Below are 16,943 nucleotides of genomic sequence, written 5' to 3'. Positions count from 1 at the left end.
CGAGCGGTCGACGTGGCTTTCGGCCGCCAGGTGCATCACCGCGTCGGGCCGGAAGTCCGCGAACGCCGCGCGCACCGCGTCGGCGTCGCAGATGTCGGCCTCGACCAGGCGGTGGCGGGGATCCTCGGCGAGGGGCGCCAGCGACACCGGGTTGGCCGCGTAGGTCAGCGCGTCCAGCGTCAGCACGTCGTGGCCGAGGTCGCGCACCAGGTGGAGCACGAGGGCGGAGCCGATGAAGCCGCAGCCGCCGGTCACCAGGATGCGCATGTCGGGCCTTTCCTTCACGTCGTCGATGGCGCTCGCGCGCCGGGGCTTCAGAACACCGGCCCGAGCTCGGACAGGCGCGGCGCCGCCCGGTCCTTGTCGGACAGGATCGCCTCCGCGGCCAGGACCGGCCAGTCGATGCCGACGTCCGGGTCGTTCCAGACCAGGGCGCGGTCGTGGGCCGGGCTGTAGTAGGCGTCGACCTTGTAGGCCACCATCGTGTCCGGCGTCAGGGTGCAGAAGCCGTGGGCGAAGCCGTGCGGGATGAACAATTGCTCGCCGCCCTCGGCATCGAGCGTGACGGCCACATGCTGCCCGTAGGTGGCGGAATCACGGCGCAGGTCGACCGCCACGTCGAGGATCGCCCCGGCCAGCACCCGCACGAGCTTGGCCTGGGCCTGCGGCGCGACCTGGAAGTGCAGCCCGCGGATCGTCCCCTTGGGCGCCGAGAACGACTGGTTGTCCTGCACGAAGGCGCAGGCGATCCCCGCCCGCGCCAGCGCGTCGACGCGAAACGTCTCCGAGAACCACCCGCGCGCGTCCCCGAAGCGCTTCGGGACAACCCGCATCACCCCCGGAACCCGGGTCTCGATCACATCCATCGCACGCTCCCCGAATGCGCCGCGCTCGCGCCGGACACCGCCCCGGACCGAGCCTCGGCGCCTGTCCCGCCCATCGCGACGGGGCTTCCAAACATTCCCGGAAGTTGTCAAGGCTCGGCAATCCGAGGGAACCGACGGATCCGGGCCATGACCGCGACGATCCGCGCGCGCCTGAAATTACAACTAGAAGTTGACCGCGGGGTTAACCGCCCGGTGAAATCGGGCCGCCGACGGATCGGCTCGGCGGGCGCGCGCTCACGGGATCCCGATCATCTTGTGCGTCTGGAGCGAGAGCCGCCAGCGGGCATCCGCGCGGCAATAGGCGACGGCGGCGCCGGTGTTGGCGATCCGGTCCGGCCCGTCCATCGGCTGGAGCCAGCGATGGTGGAAATCGAGGTCGGCGACCGTCTCCGGCGCGAGGTCGGCCTGCGGGAAGACGAGCTTCAGCTCGTCGCCGCGTCGCTGCACCAGCGGCGCACCGGCCTTGGGGCTGACGCAGATCCAGTCGATCCCTTCCGGTGCCGCGAGCGTCCCGTTGGTCTCGACCGCGATCGCGAAGCCGCGGGCGTGGACGGCCGCGATCAGCTCCGGGTCGAGCTGCAGCAGCGGCTCTCCGCCGGTGAAGACGACGTAGTGCGCGTGGGGACCGCCCTCCCAGGTCCGTGCGATCGCATCCGCGAGGTGGTCGGCGGTCGCGAACTTTCCGCCGCCCTCGCCGTCGGTGCCGACGAAGGCCGTGTCGCAGAACCAGCAGACCGCCTCGGCCCGGTCCGCCTCGCGGCCGGACCAGAGATTGCAGCCGGCGAACCGGCAGAACACCGCCGCCCGCCCGGCCTGCGCGCCCTCGCCCTGGAGCGTGTGGAAGAGTTCCTTGACCGCGTACGCCATCGTCCCGCCGGGCCCGAGCCGATGACGGCCGGGGCATCGTCCTGTCCTGAAAAGATCGTCGCGCGACAGCACATAGGCGCGCCCGTGCCGCAACGCCACATCACGGCGGTGGACGCGCGAAGATCCGCCATGCTCTCGCCACGGTGCCCGCGTTGAACGGCCGACGTTCTCAGGGCCCTCCTTCGCGGCCGCGAGAGGGACGGCATCGGGCCCGGTGCCGGCGCGGCGTTCCACTGCTTTGAGTCGGGGTCGATGTCGAACCGTTTCCTGAGGCGCCTCACCCTGGGGCTCGCAACGCTTGCCGGCCTGCTCGCTGCGCAGGCGGCCGACGCCGTGACCGCACCCGTCCTCGTGGTGGAGGTGGATTCCGGCAAGGTGCTCTACGCGCAAGGCGCGACCGACCCCTGGTACCCGGCCTCGATCACCAAGCTGATGACCACCTACGTCGCCCTCGACCTGGTGCGGCAGGGCAAGGTCTCGCTCGACTCGATGATCACGATCTCGGCCGCCGCCGCCGCCGAGCCGCCCTCCAAGATGGGCTTCAAGCCGGGCACGCAGCTCACCCTCGACAACGCGCTGAAAATCATCATGGTCAAGTCGGCCAACGACGTGGCCTGGGCGATCGGCGAGACCCTCGGCGGCACGATCGACGGCTTCGCCGACATGATGAACGAGACCGCGCGCCGGATCGGCATGCGCGAGAGTCGCTGGTACAACCCGAACGGCCTGCCCGACCCCCGGCAATGGACCTCGGCCCGCGACATGGCGGTGCTCGGCCGCGCGCTGCTGCGCGACTTCCCCGACTCGCACGACCTGTTCTCGATCTCGGCGATCCAGTTCGGCCGCTCGGTGATGGCCAACCACAACGGCCTGCTCGGGCGCTATGCCGGCGTCGACGGGATGAAGACCGGCTTCATCTGCGCCGGCGGCTTCAACGTGGTCGCCAGCGCCAACCGCAACGGCCGGCGCATCCTCACCATCGTGATGGGCAGCCCGAGCGCGCGCGAGCGCGACCTCAAGGCCGCCGACCTGTTCGATTACGGCTTCGGCCAGTCGGCCGGATGGACCGCGCAGACGCTCGACGCGTTGCCCGCTTCCGCCATCGGCGCGCCGCCTGACATGCGGCCCTACATCTGCGACCGCAAGAAGCCGATGCCGATCGACGAGGGCCCCGGCGCCATCGCCGGAAACGCCGACAACGCCGGCGCGCAGTTCCTCGGCGCCGCCGGCCTGTCCTCGCCCGCGCTGACCCTGGCGACGCTCAACGGCGCCGCCGCGCGCAACCGCACCCTGCCGCCGCGCGCCCCGCTGCAGCCGATCCTGGTCTGGATCGGCCGCGACCCGGCGGAGGGGCAGATCATGCTCAACGAGCAGGCCGAGGCCGAGAAGGCCGCCGCCGCCGCCACGCACGAGGCGAAGCTCGAGGCCGCCAAGGCCAAGCGCGAGGCGGCGCTCGAGGCGGCCAAGCAGAAGCGCGCCGCGGCCGCGGAAGCCAAGACCCAGGCAAAGGCTCAGGGGAAGGACCAGGGCAAGGCGAAGGCCGCGATCGCCGGCGCCGTGCCCCGCGCGGCCAGCGCCTACACCTCGGTCGACGTGTCCGGCATGCCGGAGGCCAAGCACAAGCCGCCGACCCACGCCAAGCCGGCGACGGCGGTGACGCAGAAGGGCGGCAAGCCCGCGGTGGCCAAATCCGTGCAGACCAAGCCGAAGGCCGGCGCGAAGCCCAAGCCCAACGCGGCCAAGTCGGCCGAATCCGCGGACGAGTGATCGGCGCGCGCGATTGAGCCCGCCGCCCGACCGCGCTAGGCCGGCGGCATGACCGACGCTCCCCGCCGACCGGACCCGATCCCGCTCACCGTGCTCACCGGCTTCCTCGGAGCCGGCAAGACCACGCTGCTCAACCGGATGCTGCGCGATCCGGCGCTCGCCGACACGGTCGTCATCGTCAACGAGTTCGGCGAGATCGGCCTCGATCACCTGCTGATCGAGGCGATCGACGAGAACATGGTCCTGCTCGGCGCCGGCTGCCTGTGCTGCACCGTGCGCGGCGACCTGATCGCGACGCTGGAAGACCTGCTGCGCAAGCGCGACAACGGCCGGATCACGCCGTTCCGCCGGGTCGTGATCGAGACCACCGGCCTCGCCGACCCCGCGCCGATCCTGCACGCGCTGATCTACCACCCCTACCTCGTGATGCGGTACCGGCTGCAAGGCGTCGTCACCGTGGTGGACGCGGTCAACGGGTTCGACACGCTCGACGCCCACCCGGAGGCGGTGCGGCAGGTGGCGGTGGCCGACCGGATCGTCCTCGCGAAGGCGGATCTGGCCGGCGACACCGGTTCGCTGCGGGCGCGCCTGCACGCCCTCAACCCGGCCGCACCGATCGATCCGCCCGACGTCCCCGCCGAGACGCTGCTCGGCGGCCTGTTCGGCCTCGACGGCAAGGCCGCCGACGTGCAGGCCTGGCTCGGAGCCGTGCCGGAGGCGGACGGGCACGCTCACGACGTGAACCGGCACGACGCGGCGATCCGCGCCTTCTCGCTGACGAGCGACGTGCCGGTGCCCCGCGCGTCCTTCGAGATGTTCCTCGACCTGCTTCGGGGAAGCCACGGCCCGAAGCTGCTGCGCCTGAAGGGCCTCGTCGCGATCGCCGACGATCCCGACCGGCCGGTGGTAGTCCACGGCGTCCAGCACGTGGTGCACGCCCCCGTCACCCTGCCGGCCTGGCCCGACGACGACCGCACCTCGCGCCTCGTCCTGATCGTCCGCGACCTCGACCCGGACTTCGTCCTCCGGCTCTGGGACGCCTTCCTCGGCCGCCCGCGGATCGACGCGCCGGATGCGGCGGCGCTTACCGACAACCCGCTTGCCATTCCCGGCGGCTGACGGCTCCCGCGGCATCATCCTTGAAGCCCGCACCCCAAAGGGCGCCTCCAGGGGTGCCGAACGTTCCAGAGTGGGACGGTTCCTCTCGAATGCGGGACGCAGGTGCCATGATGCACGGCTTCACGGTCATCCAGGGCGGGCAGGCGGTCCCCGACGCGGCGGCGATCGGCCATCCGGTCGCGCGGGCGTCCGAGGAGGCGGCTTCGAACGGACATGCGGCGTCGCGCTGGCGCGTCGACCTCCACCGTGCCGGCACCGTCGACGACGATGCGGTCGCCGCCTGGCGGGCGCTGATGACGCGCAACGCGATCACCGATCCGCGGGTCGATCCGGATTACGTGCTGAGCGCCGCCCGCCATCAATCCGGCGGCCGGACCATCGCCTTCGCCCTGGCCTGGGACCGGGACGGCAACGGCCGCGCGGCGCTCCACGGGGTGATGCCGATGGCGATGCCGCACCCGATCTGGGGGCGGGGCCGGGCCGACCTGTGGCAGCCGCCGGGCCTCCCGGACCCCGCGGCCGCCCTGATCGACGGGTCGCGGGCGGAGGCCGTCGAGGCCGCGGTCCGCGGCCGGCTCGCGGGCCTGCGCTGGCCCCTGCGGCTCGGGGCGCCGACGCGCCTGCCGACCCAGGGCGACGCCCCGCGCCCGGTCCTCGCCGCCACCCATGAGGGCCGGCGCCGGACCATTCCCGCCGACTGCGTGATCGGCGTGCGCGCCGGGGACGACGCGGCGGCCGAGGTCGAACAGGTGTCCGCCCCGGGCCTGATCCCGTCCGCGGTCGAGGAATTCCTCGCGCTGGACGCGCGCCACGCGGCGCGCCCGATCATCGCCGATCCGTCGGAGGCGTCGATGGTGCGGGTGGTGACCCGCCTGTTCGCCCGCCGCGGGCAGATGCGGATCGAGCTCGCCCGCCGCGCCGGGGAGCTTGTCGCCGGCACGCTCCACCTCGGCGCGGGCGCCCGCGCCGTGGTCTGGCGGCGCGCGGCGCGGGTGTGACGCGCTACTCGTCCTCGCCGAACCTGTCGGCGAGCAGCGCCTCGATCGCCGCGAGGCAGGGCTCGGCGTCGGCTCCGACGGCGGTGACCATCACATGGGTGCCCTGCGCCGCGCCGAGCGTCAGCAGCCCCATGATCGAGCGGCCGCCCACCGTCTCGCCGGCGCGGGTCACCGTGACCTGAGCGTCGAAGCGCTCGACGGTCTGGACGAACTTGGCGGATGCCCGCGCGTGCAGGCCGCGTCGGTTGATGATCGGCAGGCGCCGCAGGAAGCCGCCGTCGGGCACGGGCGGCGGCTCGTCGTCGGGTTCGAAGAGGTCGTCCATCCCCCGGCGCGCTTCCCTGTCCGTCGCCGCGCTGCGATTCGCGTCGGCCTGAATCGGCGCGCGCACGGCGCGGCCCTCACCGTGCGTAGCGGGTCGGCGGTCGGGACGGCAAGATGACGGGGAAGACTATTTGCCGGCGAGAACGCGCGAGGCGACGTTGATGTACTTGCGGCCGGCTTCCTGGGCGTGGAGCACCGCGTCGCCGAGGGATTCCGCATCGCGGACGCTGGCGAGCTTGATCAGCATCGGCAGGTTGATGCCCGCCACCACCTCGACGGCGCCGCCGTTCATGCAGGACAGCGCGAGGTTCGACGGCGTGCCGCCGAACATGTCGGTCAGCACGACGACGCCGGTTCCGGTATTCACCCGGCCGACCGCCGACATGATGTCCCGCCGCCGAAGCTCCATGTCGTCTTCCGGACCGATCGTGATGGTTTCGATCTGCTTCTGAGGGCCAACCACGTGCTCCAATGCGGCCCTGAATTCGGTCGCGAGCAGTCCGTGGGTGACGAGCACCATGCCAATCATCGACACGTATTCCGGTGTCCTGTGAACGAGTCCGCCATGTTGTGCATTGCACGCACAGGCTCAAGGCAGTCGCGACGTTTTGATCGCCCGTCGCCGCGATCATGCCACGCAAGTGAGCACCGCGCTACGGGGCCGCGCGGGTCCGGTCGACGGGAAGCGCCGTGTGCGACTGCGAAGACACGCTGAGCCCGGCCAATGCCCGTTCCGCGAGCACCAGGCCGGGTGCGAGGCCGGCCTCGCGCACCGCGCGGTCGATCCGGAGCGCGGGCAGGGCGATGCCGAGGATCGTGGCCTCGCCATCCGGCGCATCGGGCAGGCGCGGCTCGCCGGCGACGAGGTCGACGACGAGCCGCAGGACGCAGGCCTCGACGCTCTCCACCGCGACGATCCCGTGGCCGCGGATCTCGATCCGCCCGGCGATGGCGGGATGCGGGCGTGCCACGACGCGCCCGTGGCACCGCGCGAGGCGCACCCGGTCGTCGCCGACCAGGGCCGCGAAGCCGCCCCGAAGGGTGGCCCGCTCCATCAGCGCTAGGGCGAGGCTCGACTTGCCGGCGCCCGCCTCGCCGCGGAGCAGCACGCCCGCCTCGCCGACCACGACGCAGGTGGCGTGCACGGTGGCACGCTCCGCATCCGTCGCATCGTGCGATGCGCGGCGCACCGGCCCGATCACGCCGCCGACAACTGCCGCGGCGCCGCCGGGATCCGCACGATGAATCGGGCGCCGCGGACCGTCGGCTCGCCGTCCTCGTCCGCCGGGCCGGGGCGGTTCTCGGCGCGGATCGAGCCGCGATGCGCCTGGACGATCTGGCGGGAGATCGAGAGGCCGAGCCCCGAGTTCTGGCCGAAGCCCTGCTCGGGACGGTCGGTGTAGAAGCGCTCGAAGATCCGCTCGAGGGCGTGCTCGGGAATGCCCGGCCCCTCGTCCTCGCAGATCAGTTCGATGTCGCCGCGCACCCGGCGCAGCGCCACGCGCACCTTCGCCTCGGTCGGCGAGAACGAGCGGGCGTTGTCGAGGAGGTTGTTCACCACCTGCCCGAGGCGGCTGTCGTGCCCGATGATCGCGAACGGCGTGTCCTGGTCGCCGGCCGGCGCGTCAACGTCGAGCTGGATCAGGCAGTCCTTGGGGCGCTTGCGCTCGTTGGCGACCGAGACCACCGTGGTCAGGAGCTTGCGCAGGTCGACCTTGCGCGCCTCGGCGCGGGCGAGCTCGGCGTCGAGCCGCGAGGCGTCGGCGATGTCGCTGATCAGGCGGTCGAGGCGCTTCACGTCGTGCTGGATGATCGCCATCAGCCGGCTGCGCGAATCGTCGTTGCGGGCGAGCGGCAGGGTCTCGACCGCGCTGCGCAGGGAGGTCAGCGGGTTCTTCAGCTCGTGGCTGACGTCGGCGGCGAAGCTCTCGATCGCGTCGATGCGCCGGTAGAGCGCCTGCGTCATGTCCCGCAGGGCGCCCGAGAGGTGGCCGATCTCGTCGGTGCGGCTGGTGAAGTCGGGGATCTCCTCGCGGGTCTTGATCCCCATGCGCACCTTCTCGGCGGCTTCCGCCAGCCGCCGCACCGGGCCGGCGATGGCGCCGGCGAGCAGGATCGAGAGCACCACCATCACCATCGCGGCCACGAGGAAGACCTGGAACAGGCCGAAGCGCTCCGAGGCAATGACGCGGTCGATCGCGTCGCCCTGCGTCGAGAGCAGCAGCGCGCCGCGCACCGCCCCCGAGCGCTGGATCGGCACGGCGACCGACACCGTGGTCTCGCCGAGCCCGTTGCGGCGCACGAGGCTGCCGCGGGCGCCGTTCAGGGCGGTCTGGACCTCGCGCAGGGAATGGCCGTTCGTCGGCCCGATCTCCTCCTGCGGCTTCACCCGCTCGCCGAACAGGCCGAAGCTCCACGCTTGCGCGACCTCGAAGGCGCGCTCGAGCAGGGAGCGCTTGCGGATCTGGGGCGCACCCGCGGCGCCCTCGGGCCGGTTGAACAGCGAGCGCGTGTCGAACAGCAGGCCGCCCTCGCTGTCGTAGACCCGCGCGCGGTTGCCCGTCGGGGTCACGAGGCGGCGCAGGAGCGGCGCGACCTGCTCCGGGTTGAGCGAGAAGGCGAGCGGCTGCGATTCCTCGTCCGGCGCGTTGCTGCCCTCGCCCGCCTGCTGCTGCAGCAGCTTGTCGGGGTCGATCCGGATCGTCCCGGTATCGACCGAGGCGGAGGAGGCGATGGCGCCGGCGATGATGTCGCCCTGGATCGCCAGGCTCTGCACGCGGGCCTGGATCAGCCCCTGCCGGAACTGGTTCAGGTATAGGAACCCGACGAGCAGCGCGATCAGCCCGACGAGGTTGAGCACGACGATGCGGCGGGTCAGGCTCGACGAGGCCCGCTGACCGATCGCATCCCAGGAGGCCCGCGCCCATGCGAGCGGGCCGCGGCGCGGCTCTTCATCGGTCTGCGACGTCACGACGGTCCGGTGTTCGAGAAGCGATCGAGGCATTCGGGGCGGGGCGCGGAGCTTCAGCCTTCCTTGAAGCGGTAGCCGACGCCGTAGAGCGTCTCGATCATGTCGAACGCGGTGTCGGTCACCTTGAACTTCTTGCGCAGGCGCTTGATGTGGCTGTCGATGGTGCGGTCGTCGACGTAGACCTGGTCGTCGTAGGCCGCGTCCATCAGCGCGTTGCGGCTCTTCACGACGCCCGGACGGTGGGCGAGCGCCTGCAGGATCAGGAACTCGGTCACCGTCAGGGTCACCGGCTCGCCCTTCCAGGTGCAGGTGTGGCGCTCCGGGTCCATCATCAGCGAGCCGCGCTCGAGCGAGCGGGCGGCGGCGTCCGCCTCGCGGGCGGCGGCGCCCGGGCCGTCCTTCGGGGCGAAGCGGCGCAGCACCGCCTTCACCCGCTCGACCAGCAGCCGCTGCGAGAACGGCTTATGGATGAAGTCGTCGGCGCCCATCTTGAGGCCGAACAGCTCGTCGATCTCCTCGTCCTTCGAGGTCAGGAAGATCACGGGAAGGTCCGATTTCTGCCGCAGGCGCCTGAGAAGCTCCATCCCGTCCATGCGCGGCATCTTGATGTCGAAGATCGCGAGGTCGGGCGGCGAGTGCTTGAGCCCGTCGAGGGCCGAGGCGCCGTCGGTGTAGGTCTGGATCCGGTAGCCTTCGGTCTCCAGGGCGATCGACACCGAGGTGAGGATGTTGCGGTCGTCGTCGACGAGGGCGATGGTCGGCATGCGCGTTCCTTGACTGATCGGGGCGGTGCGGGCGCGTGACGAGGGCCTGCGTCGCCGCCTCCGGCCCCGGACGGGGCAGGCAAAAACGCGAACGCGACGACGAGTCGTATGACCGTGTCCGTTTCGCGCGGAAGGTCTGGTGCTTTAAGCCGAAGTTTCGAAAAAAGCGAGCGGCCATGGTAGCTTGGCCGTATCCGGGCGATGCGCCGCGTCCCCCCGGCCTCGTCGCCGGCCGCGATTTCGCCCTATGATGCGGCGGGCGCGGCGTTTTTCCGACGCCGCTTCGGGGAGCGACGGGCGCGATGGCAGAGACATCCGACAGCGTGGGCGGGGCCGAATCGAGCGCGCCGCGCGGGCCGGCGCGGCCGCTTCCGGCGGCCCAGGCCCCGTTCGACGCGATCGGCCTGTCGCGGCGCCTGCTGCGCAGCATCCGCTCCGGCGCGCTGGCGACCCTCGATGCCGACGGCACGCCGTTCGCCTCGCTGGTGACCATCGCCACCGACGTCGACGGCACGCCGCTGATGCTGCTGTCGCAGCTCTCGGCCCACACCCGCAATCTGCTCGCCGACCCGCGCTGCTCGCTGCTGTTCTCGGCCAGCGGCAAGGGCGATCCGCTCGCCCACCCGCGGCTGACCGTCGTCGGGCGGGGCCTGCGGACCGACGAGCCGCGCGCGCGGGCCCGCTTCCTTGCCCGGCACCCGAAGGCCGCGCTCTACGCCGACTTCCCCGATTTCGGGTTCTTCGCGATCGCGCCGACGGCGGGCCACCTCAACGGCGGCTTCGCCAAGGCAGCGACGCTGACGCGGGCCGAGCTGCTTCTGGATCTCGCCGGCGCGGAGGCGATCGTGGCCGGCGAGCGCGGCGCGATCGAGCACATGAACGCCGACCACGCCGACGCGCTGGCGCTCTACGCGGCCTCGGAGGGAACGGCTGCGTGGCGCCTCACCGGGCTCGACCCGGATGGCATGGACCTGCTGGCCGGCGACCGGACCGCGCGGGTGACGTTCCCGGACACGGTCCGCGACATGGGCGCCTTGCGCAAGGTCCTCGTGGTCATGGCCGCCGAAGCAAGGGCGGCGGCCGAGACGCCGCGGCCCTGAAGCCGACGCATCCCCGCTCGGCCGGCATGCCGCGCGGGCCGACGACGGGGAAAGGGGCCTCAGACCTCTTCGGCGGCCGGCTTTTCCGTCTCGGCCTCGTCGCCGTCCGTCTCGGCGTCCACGGTCTCGGCTTCGGCGGCCTCCGGCTCGGGCTGAGCTTCGGCGCCGGGCGAGGGCCGGGTGCGGCGGCGGCTCCAGCCGGGCGTCGCGCGCGGCGCGCCGCGGGTGACTTCCTCGTTGCCTTCCAGCACGCGCTTCACCCGCGCGTTGAAGTCCGACATCGAGATGCTGGGCGAGCGCCCGTTGGGGGGAGTGCGAGCCATTCGGGGGCCTTCCGCTTCGTAGCCCAAGGCACGGGATTGCGCGGAGGGAAGCTCTCTAGATAGGGCGGAACGTGCGGAAACCGAAGGGCCGAGGCGCGGAGCGCGGCGCTGAGCGGGTCTGCACGCCCTCTTTCGCCCCGCGACGACGCCCGCGCTTGGCGCTCTCCCCCGCGGCTGCTATCCCGCGGGCGACCGACACCGCCTCCTCACATCAGACGGCGCGCAGCGATGGCCCTTCGGCCGGCCGCACGCGCGCCGGAGATCCGCATCGATGACGACTACGCCGATCGACAACATCCGCAACTTCTCGATCGTCGCGCATATCGACCACGGCAAGTCGACGCTCGCCGACCGCCTGATCCAGACGACGGGCACCGTGGCGCTGCGCGACATGAGCGAGCAGATGCTCGACTCGATGGACATCGAGAAGGAGCGCGGCATCACCATCAAGGCGCAGACCGTGCGCCTGGAATACAAGGCCGAGGACGGGAAGAACTACGTCCTCAACCTGATGGACACGCCCGGCCACGTCGACTTCGCCTACGAGGTCTCGCGCTCGCTCGCCGCCTGCGAGGGCTCGCTGCTGGTGGTGGATGCGAGCCAGGGCGTCGAGGCGCAGACGCTGGCCAACGTCTACCAGGCGCTCGACGCCAACCACGAGATCGTCCCGGTCCTCAACAAGATCGACCTGCCGGCCGCCGAGCCGGAGCGCATCCGCGCGCAGATCGAGGAGGTGATCGGCATCGACGCCTCGGAAGCGGTCGCGATCTCGGCCAAGAGCGGTCTCAACATCGAGGCGGTGCTGGAGGCCATCGTCAAGCGCCTGCCGCCGCCCAAGGGCGACCGCGACGCGCCCCTCAAGGCGCTGCTGGTGGACAGCTGGTACGACGTCTACCTCGGCGTCGTCGTGCTGGTGCGCATCGTCGACGGCGTGCTCAAGAAGGGCATGAACATCCGCATGATGCGGGCCGACGCGGTGCACGGCGTCGACAAGATCGGCGTGTTCCGGCCGAAGATGGCCGACATCGGCGAGCTCGGGCCGGGCGAGGTCGGCTTCTTCACCGGCTCGATCAAGGAGGTCGCCGACACCCGCGTCGGCGACACGCTCACGGAGGACAAGCGCCCGTGCAAGGAGATGCTGCCGGGCTTCAAGGACGTGCAGTCGGTGGTGTTCTGCGGGCTGTTCCCCGTCGACGCGGCCGAGTTCGAGACCCTGCGCAGCGCCATGAGCAAGCTCCGGCTCAACGACGCGTCGTTCTCCTACGAGATGGAGACCTCCGCCGCGCTCGGCTTCGGCTTCCGCTGCGGCTTCCTCGGGCTCCTGCACCTCGAGATCATCCAGGAGCGCCTGGAACGCGAGTTCAACCTCGACCTGATCTCGACCGCGCCCTCCGTCGTCTACCACCTTCAGATGACCGACGGCACGGTGAAGGAGCTGCACAACCCGGCCGACATGCCGGACGTGATGAAGATCACGGCGATCGAGGAGCCGTGGATCCGCGCCACCATCCTCACGCCGGACGACTACCTCGGCGGCGTGCTCAAGCTGTGCCAGGACCGCCGCGGCACGCAGGTCGACCTCAACTACGTGGGCAAGCGTGCCATGGTCGTCTACGACCTGCCGCTGAACGAGGTGGTGTTCGACTTCTACGACCGCCTCAAGTCGATCTCGAAGGGCTACGCGTCGTTCGACTACCACATCTCCGACTATCGCGAGGGCGACCTCGTCAAGATGTCGATCCTCGTCAACGCCGAGCCGGTCGACGCCCTCTCGATGCTGGTCCACCGCTCCCGCGCCGAGCATCGCGGCCGCGCCATGTGCGAGAAGCTGAAGGAGCTGATCCCGCGCCACCTGTTCCAGATCCCGGTCCAGGCGGCGCTCGGCGGCAAGATCATCGCCCGCGAGACGATCAAGGCGCTGTCCAAGGACGTGACCGCCAAGTGCTACGGCGGCGACATCTCGCGCAAGCGCAAGCTCCTGGACAAGCAGAAGGAAGGCAAGAAGAAGATGCGCCAGTTCGGGCGCGTCGAGATCCCGCAGGAGGCGTTCATCGCCGCGCTGAAGATGGACGATTGAGCTTTTCGGCGCCCTGGGGTTCACTGGGCCGTGTGACGGAATCGGTGCGGCGACTCACGCGCTGTACCAGCGGCGCGGCCTTCGTGCCGGGTGACGGTGATACGCGATGCAGCGCAGCGAAGTGATCGCCAGACTGACTGAGCGGGCGGGGCATCTTCAGGAGGCCGGCATACTCGCGCTCTACCTTTTCGGCTCCGTCGCCCGTGACGAGGCCGGCCTCGACAGCGACGTCGACCTGTTCGTCGACCCGCAATACGAACGGTTCGGCTTCGTCGAATTGTTCAGGACGGAGGCCTACCTGGCTCAAGCCCTCGGCTGCCGGGTCGACCTGACGACGCGGGAAGGGCTGCATCCTCAATTGCGGGCCGAGATCGAACGCGAGGCCATCCAGGTCCTGTGATGAAGCGGTCGGCGATTGCGCGCCTCACGGACATCCTGACGATGATCGACGCGGCGGCGGACATCGTCGCGGGACGAACGTTGGCCGATTATCGCATGGACTTGGTGATGCGCCTCGCCGTCGAACGATGTGTCGAGATCGTATCGGAAGCGAGCCGGCACGTGCCGCCGGATGCGAAGACACGCTTTCCGTCCGTACCGTGGTCCGAGATCGCAGCCGTCGGCAACAAGCTTCGGCACGAGTACAATCGCATCGACGACCTCATCCTTTGGAAGATCGCGACGGTGTCGCTTCCCAAGCTTCGCCCGATCATCGCGGCGATCCTGAGCGAGGCGTCGGCTGGCTGAGCGGCGCTGCGCGCGACGCCCGCCATCGGCGCGACGTCGTGGCGAACGTGGCATCCGTCACCGGCCCCGATCCACGAGCCGGAACCGCGCTGCACCGCAAAAGGTTCGCCCTCCGAAAACCGGAGCCGAACCGATGCGGATCACCACCGTCGCCGACCACGTCGTCGAGACCCTGCAGGAGGCCGGCGTCCGGCGCATCTACGGGGTCGTCGGCGACAGCCTGAACGCGATCACCGAGGCGATCCGGGCCCGCGGCGTGATCGCGTGGATCCACGTCCGCCACGAGGAATCCGGGGCCTTCGCCGCCGGCGCCGAGAGCCAGATCACCGGCGAGCTCGCGGTCTGCGCCGGCTCGTGCGGCCCCGGCCACGTCCACCTCATCAACGGCCTCTACGATTGCCACCGCTCGCGCACGCCCGTCCTGGCGATCGTGGCGCACATCCCGTCGGCCGAGATCGGCTCGGGCTACTTCCAGGAGACGCACCCGACCGAGCTGTTCCGCGGCTGCAGCCACTACTGCGAGCAGGTCTCCGACCCCGCCCAGCTTCCCTACGTGCTGGAGAACGCGATGCGCGCCGCGATCGGGCAGCGCGGCGTCGCGGTCGTCGTCATTCCCGGCGACGTCGCGCTCAAGGACGCGCCGGCCCGCGCGGTCGCGACGAAGGCCGGCCTCGTGCCCCCGAAGCCCGTGGTGCGGCCGGCCGAGGCCGACCTGGACGCGCTCGCTGCGCTCCTCAACGGCGCGAAGAAGATCACGCTGCTCTGCGGCCGGGGCTGCGCGGGCGCGCATGCCGAGCTGCTGCAGCTGGCCGAGGCCCTGAAGAGCCCGATCGTCCACGCGCTCGGCGGCAAGGAATACGTCGAGTACGACAACCCCTACGACGTCGGCATGACCGGGCTGATCGGGTTCTCGTCCGGCTACGCGGCCATGCACGGCTGCGAGACCCTGTTGATGCTCGGCACCGGCTTTCCCTACAAGCAGTTCTACCCGGCCGACGCGAAGGTGGCGCAGGTGGACCTGCGCCCGGAGGAGCTGGGGCGCCGCTGCCGGCTCGACCTCGGCCTCGTCGGCGACGTCGGCGCCACGATCCAGGCGCTGCTGCCGAAGCTTGCAGTCAAGACCGACCGCGCCTGGCTCGACGGCAGCCTCAAGCACTACGCCAAGGCGCGCGCCGGCCTCGACGAGCTGGCGGAGGGCAAGCCCGGGCGCAAGCCGATCCACCCGCAGCACCTCACCCGTCTCTTAAGCGAGGCGGCCGCCGACGACGCGGTGTTCACCGCCGACGTCGGCACCCCGACCATCTGGGCGGCGCGCTACCTCAAGATGAACGGCCGGCGCCGGCTCATCGGCTCCTGGGTGCACGGCTCGATGGCCAACGCCATGGTGCAGGGCATCGGCGTCCAGGCCGCCTCGCCCCGGCGCGAGGTGATCGCGCTGTGCGGCGACGGCGGCTTCAGCATGCTGATGGGCGACTTCCTGACGCTGCGCCAGCATCGGCTGCCGCTGAAGGTGGTGGTGTTCAACAACGGCTCGCTCGGCTTCGTCGAGATGGAGATGAAGGCCGCGGGCTACCTCGAGACCGGCGTCGCGCTAGACAACCCCGACTTTGCCGCGATGTCGCGGGCGGCCGGCATCTTCGCGATCCGCGTCGAGGATCCGGGCGAGCTGGAAGGCGCGATCCGCGAGTTCCTGGCCTTCGACGGCCCGTCGCTGCTCGACGTGGCGGTGGCGCGCAACGAGCTGTCGATCCCGCCCAAGATCGACGGGCAGCAGGTCAAGGGCTTCAGCCTCTACATGCTGCGCGCGGTGATGAGCGGACGCGGTGACGCGGTCCTCGACCTCGCCAAGACCAACCTGATTCGATAGACCGGATTGAAATCGTTCCAGGGCGCGCCGCGGCGCGCGCATGGCGCGTTCGAGACATACGGGAGGGCGCGCATGGCCCGGCAGCGGAACATCTGGCGCCTCGCGCGCCGACCTGTCGGCACGATCGCCGAGGGCGACCTCGCCTACGGCTCGGAGGCGCTGCCCGAGCTGCAGCCCGGGCAGTTCCTGCTGCAGGTCCTGTACCTGTCGCTCGATCCGACGAACCGGATCTGGATGAGCGATGCCGAGCAGTACATGCCGCCGGTCGGCCTCGGCGAGCCGATGCGGGGCCTCGTCGCCGGCCGGGTGGTCGAGAGCCGGAAGGACGGGGTCGAGGTCGGCGCGCTCTATGCCGGGATGGGCGCCTGGGCCGACCACATGGTCACCGACGGCCAGGGCCTGCAGCCCCTGGCCCTGCCGCCGGGCGTGCCGCTCTCGGTGGGCTTCGGCGTGTTCGGCCTCGTCGGCCCGACGGCGTATTTCGGCCTGCTCGACATCGGCCGCCCCAAGGCCGGCGAGACCCTGGTGGTCTCGGCCGCCGCCGGCGGCGTCGGCCAGATCGTCGGGCAGATCGGCAAGATCAAGGGCTGCCGGGTGATCGGCATCGCCGGCGGCCCGGACAAGTGCCGGTTCGTCGTCGACGAGCTCGGGTTCGACGCCGCGATCGACTACCGCAACGAGGATGTCGGCGCCCGTCTCGACGCGCTGGCGCCCGACGGCGTCGACATCAACTTCGAGCAGGTCGGCGGGGCGGTCTCCGACGCGGTGTTCGCCCGGATGCGCCTGTTCGGGCGGATGCCGCTGTGCGGCCTGATCGCCTCCTACAACGACACCGCGGAGCGCCCGGGGCCAGCGGCGTCCGCGGCGTGGCGGCAGATGCTGATGCGCCGGCTCACGGTGCAGGGCTTCATCGTCACCGACTACGCCGCGCGCTGGGACGAGGCGGTGCAGGCGCTCGGCGGCTGGATGGCGGAAGGCCGGATCAAGACCCGGCAGGACGTCCGGCCGGGCCTCGAGCGGGCGCTCGAGCACCTCGACAGCCTCTACACCGGCGGCAACTTCGGCAAGCTGCTGGTCGAGGTCGGCGCCTGAGGGCGTCGGCAAACGGCCGACGCGGACGGCCGGGGGAATC

General features: G+C 71.1%; 18 protein-coding genes. 9 read left to right on the top strand and 9 right to left on the bottom strand.

Translation table 11 applies throughout. The features are described from left to right. The 3 genes from MKK70_RS23255 to queE all read right to left on the bottom strand — a co-directional run. Positions 1 to 267: NAD-dependent epimerase/dehydratase family protein (locus MKK70_RS23255; protein ID WP_243950111.1), on the bottom strand; the 267-nt coding region annotated here is incomplete at its 3' end. A gap of 47 nt (positions 268 to 314) precedes the next feature. Further along, the gene (gene rfbC, locus MKK70_RS23250; protein ID WP_243934421.1) at positions 315 to 866 is read right to left on the bottom strand and encodes a dTDP-4-dehydrorhamnose 3,5-epimerase; all 552 of its coding nucleotides are present in this window, start codon (positions 864 to 866) and stop codon (positions 315 to 317) included. Positions 867 to 1,121: 255 nt separating this feature from the next. Then, positions 1,122 to 1,754: a 7-carboxy-7-deazaguanine synthase gene (queE, locus tag MKK70_RS23245; RefSeq protein ID WP_243950222.1), complete on the bottom strand. Its 633-nt coding sequence runs from the start codon at positions 1,752 to 1,754 to the stop codon at positions 1,122 to 1,124. A gap of 252 nt (positions 1,755 to 2,006) precedes the next feature. Between queE and MKK70_RS23240 the strand changes: the two genes are divergently transcribed. The 3 genes from MKK70_RS23240 to MKK70_RS23230 all read left to right on the top strand — a co-directional run bounded on the left by MKK70_RS23240 (position 2,007) and on the right by MKK70_RS23230 (position 5,638). Further along, on the top strand, positions 2,007 to 3,521 hold the full coding sequence (locus tag MKK70_RS23240) for a D-alanyl-D-alanine carboxypeptidase family protein (RefSeq protein WP_243950220.1): 1,515 nt from the start codon (positions 2,007 to 2,009) through the stop codon (positions 3,519 to 3,521). 48 nt (positions 3,522 to 3,569) lie between these two features. Continuing rightward, entirely contained in the window at positions 3,570 to 4,640 is a 1,071-nt protein-coding gene (locus tag MKK70_RS23235) for a CobW family GTP-binding protein (RefSeq protein WP_147727789.1), read from the top strand. A 107-nt stretch (positions 4,641 to 4,747) separates the two neighbouring features. Then, complete coding sequence (locus MKK70_RS23230; RefSeq protein WP_243950218.1) at positions 4,748 to 5,638, top strand: hypothetical protein; 891 nt, start codon at positions 4,748 to 4,750, stop codon at positions 5,636 to 5,638. A 4-nt stretch (positions 5,639 to 5,642) separates the two neighbouring features. Here the strand turns inward: MKK70_RS23230 and MKK70_RS23225 are convergent, their stop codons facing one another. The 5 genes from MKK70_RS23225 to MKK70_RS23205 form a co-directional block, all read right to left on the bottom strand. Continuing rightward, positions 5,643 to 5,963: an HPr family phosphocarrier protein gene (locus tag MKK70_RS23225; protein WP_147728691.1), complete on the bottom strand. Its 321-nt coding sequence runs from the start codon at positions 5,961 to 5,963 to the stop codon at positions 5,643 to 5,645. Between the two features lie 126 nt (positions 5,964 to 6,089). After that, positions 6,090 to 6,491 carry a PTS sugar transporter subunit IIA gene (locus MKK70_RS23220; RefSeq protein ID WP_147728692.1) on the bottom strand — a complete coding sequence of 134 codons (402 nt, stop codon included), beginning with the start codon at positions 6,489 to 6,491 and terminating at the stop codon, positions 6,090 to 6,092. 124 nt (positions 6,492 to 6,615) lie between these two features. Then, positions 6,616 to 7,152 carry an HPr kinase/phosphorylase gene (locus MKK70_RS23215; protein WP_243950216.1) on the bottom strand — a complete coding sequence of 179 codons (537 nt, stop codon included), beginning with the start codon at positions 7,150 to 7,152 and terminating at the stop codon, positions 6,616 to 6,618. 8 nt (positions 7,153 to 7,160) lie between these two features. Next, complete coding sequence (locus MKK70_RS23210; RefSeq protein ID WP_409568317.1) at positions 7,161 to 8,966, bottom strand: stimulus-sensing domain-containing protein; 1,806 nt, start codon at positions 8,964 to 8,966, stop codon at positions 7,161 to 7,163. Between the two features lie 20 nt (positions 8,967 to 8,986). Then, positions 8,987 to 9,697, bottom strand: a complete 711-nt coding sequence (locus MKK70_RS23205; protein ID WP_147728688.1) for a response regulator transcription factor — start codon at positions 9,695 to 9,697, stop codon at positions 8,987 to 8,989. A gap of 302 nt (positions 9,698 to 9,999) precedes the next feature. On the opposite strand from MKK70_RS23205, the gene MKK70_RS23200 reads away from it, so the two are divergent. After that, positions 10,000 to 10,797: a HugZ family protein gene (locus MKK70_RS23200; RefSeq protein WP_243950212.1), complete on the top strand. Its 798-nt coding sequence runs from the start codon at positions 10,000 to 10,002 to the stop codon at positions 10,795 to 10,797. Positions 10,798 to 10,856: 59 nt separating this feature from the next. On the opposite strand, the gene MKK70_RS23195 is transcribed toward MKK70_RS23200, so the two are convergent. Further along, entirely contained in the window at positions 10,857 to 11,120 is a 264-nt protein-coding gene (locus MKK70_RS23195; protein WP_243950209.1) for a hypothetical protein, read from the bottom strand. Positions 11,121 to 11,391: 271 nt separating this feature from the next. Between MKK70_RS23195 and lepA the strand changes: the two genes are divergently transcribed. From lepA to MKK70_RS23170, 5 genes are all read left to right on the top strand, one after another. Continuing rightward, positions 11,392 to 13,197: a translation elongation factor 4 gene (lepA, locus tag MKK70_RS23190; protein ID WP_243950207.1), complete on the top strand. Its 1,806-nt coding sequence runs from the start codon at positions 11,392 to 11,394 to the stop codon at positions 13,195 to 13,197. A 106-nt stretch (positions 13,198 to 13,303) separates the two neighbouring features. Further along, positions 13,304 to 13,597 carry a nucleotidyltransferase family protein gene (locus MKK70_RS23185; protein ID WP_243934410.1) on the top strand — a complete coding sequence of 98 codons (294 nt, stop codon included), beginning with the start codon at positions 13,304 to 13,306 and terminating at the stop codon, positions 13,595 to 13,597. 41 nt (positions 13,598 to 13,638) lie between these two features. Further along, the gene (locus tag MKK70_RS23180) at positions 13,639 to 13,944 is read left to right on the top strand and encodes a DUF86 domain-containing protein (RefSeq protein ID WP_243950204.1); all 306 of its coding nucleotides are present in this window, start codon (positions 13,639 to 13,641) and stop codon (positions 13,942 to 13,944) included. A 133-nt stretch (positions 13,945 to 14,077) separates the two neighbouring features. Beyond that, complete coding sequence (gene poxB, locus MKK70_RS23175) at positions 14,078 to 15,811, top strand: ubiquinone-dependent pyruvate dehydrogenase (protein ID WP_147842985.1); 1,734 nt, start codon at positions 14,078 to 14,080, stop codon at positions 15,809 to 15,811. A 72-nt stretch (positions 15,812 to 15,883) separates the two neighbouring features. Then, positions 15,884 to 16,903, top strand: a complete 1,020-nt coding sequence (locus MKK70_RS23170) for an NADP-dependent oxidoreductase (protein ID WP_243950202.1) — start codon at positions 15,884 to 15,886, stop codon at positions 16,901 to 16,903. Positions 16,904 to 16,943: the final 40 nt, after the last annotated feature.

The organism is Methylobacterium sp. E-041 (genome assembly GCF_022829665.1).
Lineage (GTDB): Bacteria > Pseudomonadota > Alphaproteobacteria > Rhizobiales > Beijerinckiaceae > Methylobacterium.
The sequence above is the reverse complement of the archived record's forward strand: the minus strand, read 5'-3'. Positions and strand labels throughout refer to the sequence as shown.

Coding starts and splice junctions, on each gene's coding strand:
- MKK70_RS23185 (WP_243934410.1), top strand. CDS start 13,304: ATGCAGCGCAGCGAAGTGATCGCCAGACTGACTGAGCGGGCGGGGCAT.
- MKK70_RS23235 (WP_147727789.1), top strand. CDS start 3,570: ATGACCGACGCTCCCCGCCGACCGGACCCGATCCCGCTCACCGTGCTC.
- MKK70_RS23225 (WP_147728691.1), bottom strand. CDS start 5,963: ATGGACGACCTCTTCGAACCCGACGACGAGCCGCCGCCCGTGCCCGAC.
- MKK70_RS23230 (WP_243950218.1), top strand. CDS start 4,748: ATGATGCACGGCTTCACGGTCATCCAGGGCGGGCAGGCGGTCCCCGAC.
- queE (WP_243950222.1), bottom strand. CDS start 1,754: ATGGCGTACGCGGTCAAGGAACTCTTCCACACGCTCCAGGGCGAGGGC.
- lepA (WP_243950207.1), top strand. CDS start 11,392: ATGACGACTACGCCGATCGACAACATCCGCAACTTCTCGATCGTCGCG.
- MKK70_RS23240 (WP_243950220.1), top strand. CDS start 2,007: ATGTCGAACCGTTTCCTGAGGCGCCTCACCCTGGGGCTCGCAACGCTT.
- MKK70_RS23205 (WP_147728688.1), bottom strand. CDS start 9,697: ATGCCGACCATCGCCCTCGTCGACGACGACCGCAACATCCTCACCTCG.
- MKK70_RS23200 (WP_243950212.1), top strand. CDS start 10,000: ATGGCAGAGACATCCGACAGCGTGGGCGGGGCCGAATCGAGCGCGCCG.
- rfbC (WP_243934421.1), bottom strand. CDS start 866: ATGGATGTGATCGAGACCCGGGTTCCGGGGGTGATGCGGGTTGTCCCG.
- poxB (WP_147842985.1), top strand. CDS start 14,078: ATGCGGATCACCACCGTCGCCGACCACGTCGTCGAGACCCTGCAGGAG.
- MKK70_RS23195 (WP_243950209.1), bottom strand. CDS start 11,120: ATGGCTCGCACTCCCCCCAACGGGCGCTCGCCCAGCATCTCGATGTCG.
- MKK70_RS23210 (WP_409568317.1), bottom strand. CDS start 8,966: ATGCCTCGATCGCTTCTCGAACACCGGACCGTCGTGACGTCGCAGACC.
- MKK70_RS23220 (WP_147728692.1), bottom strand. CDS start 6,491: ATGATTGGCATGGTGCTCGTCACCCACGGACTGCTCGCGACCGAATTC.
- MKK70_RS23170 (WP_243950202.1), top strand. CDS start 15,884: ATGGCCCGGCAGCGGAACATCTGGCGCCTCGCGCGCCGACCTGTCGGC.
- MKK70_RS23180 (WP_243950204.1), top strand. CDS start 13,639: ATGATCGACGCGGCGGCGGACATCGTCGCGGGACGAACGTTGGCCGAT.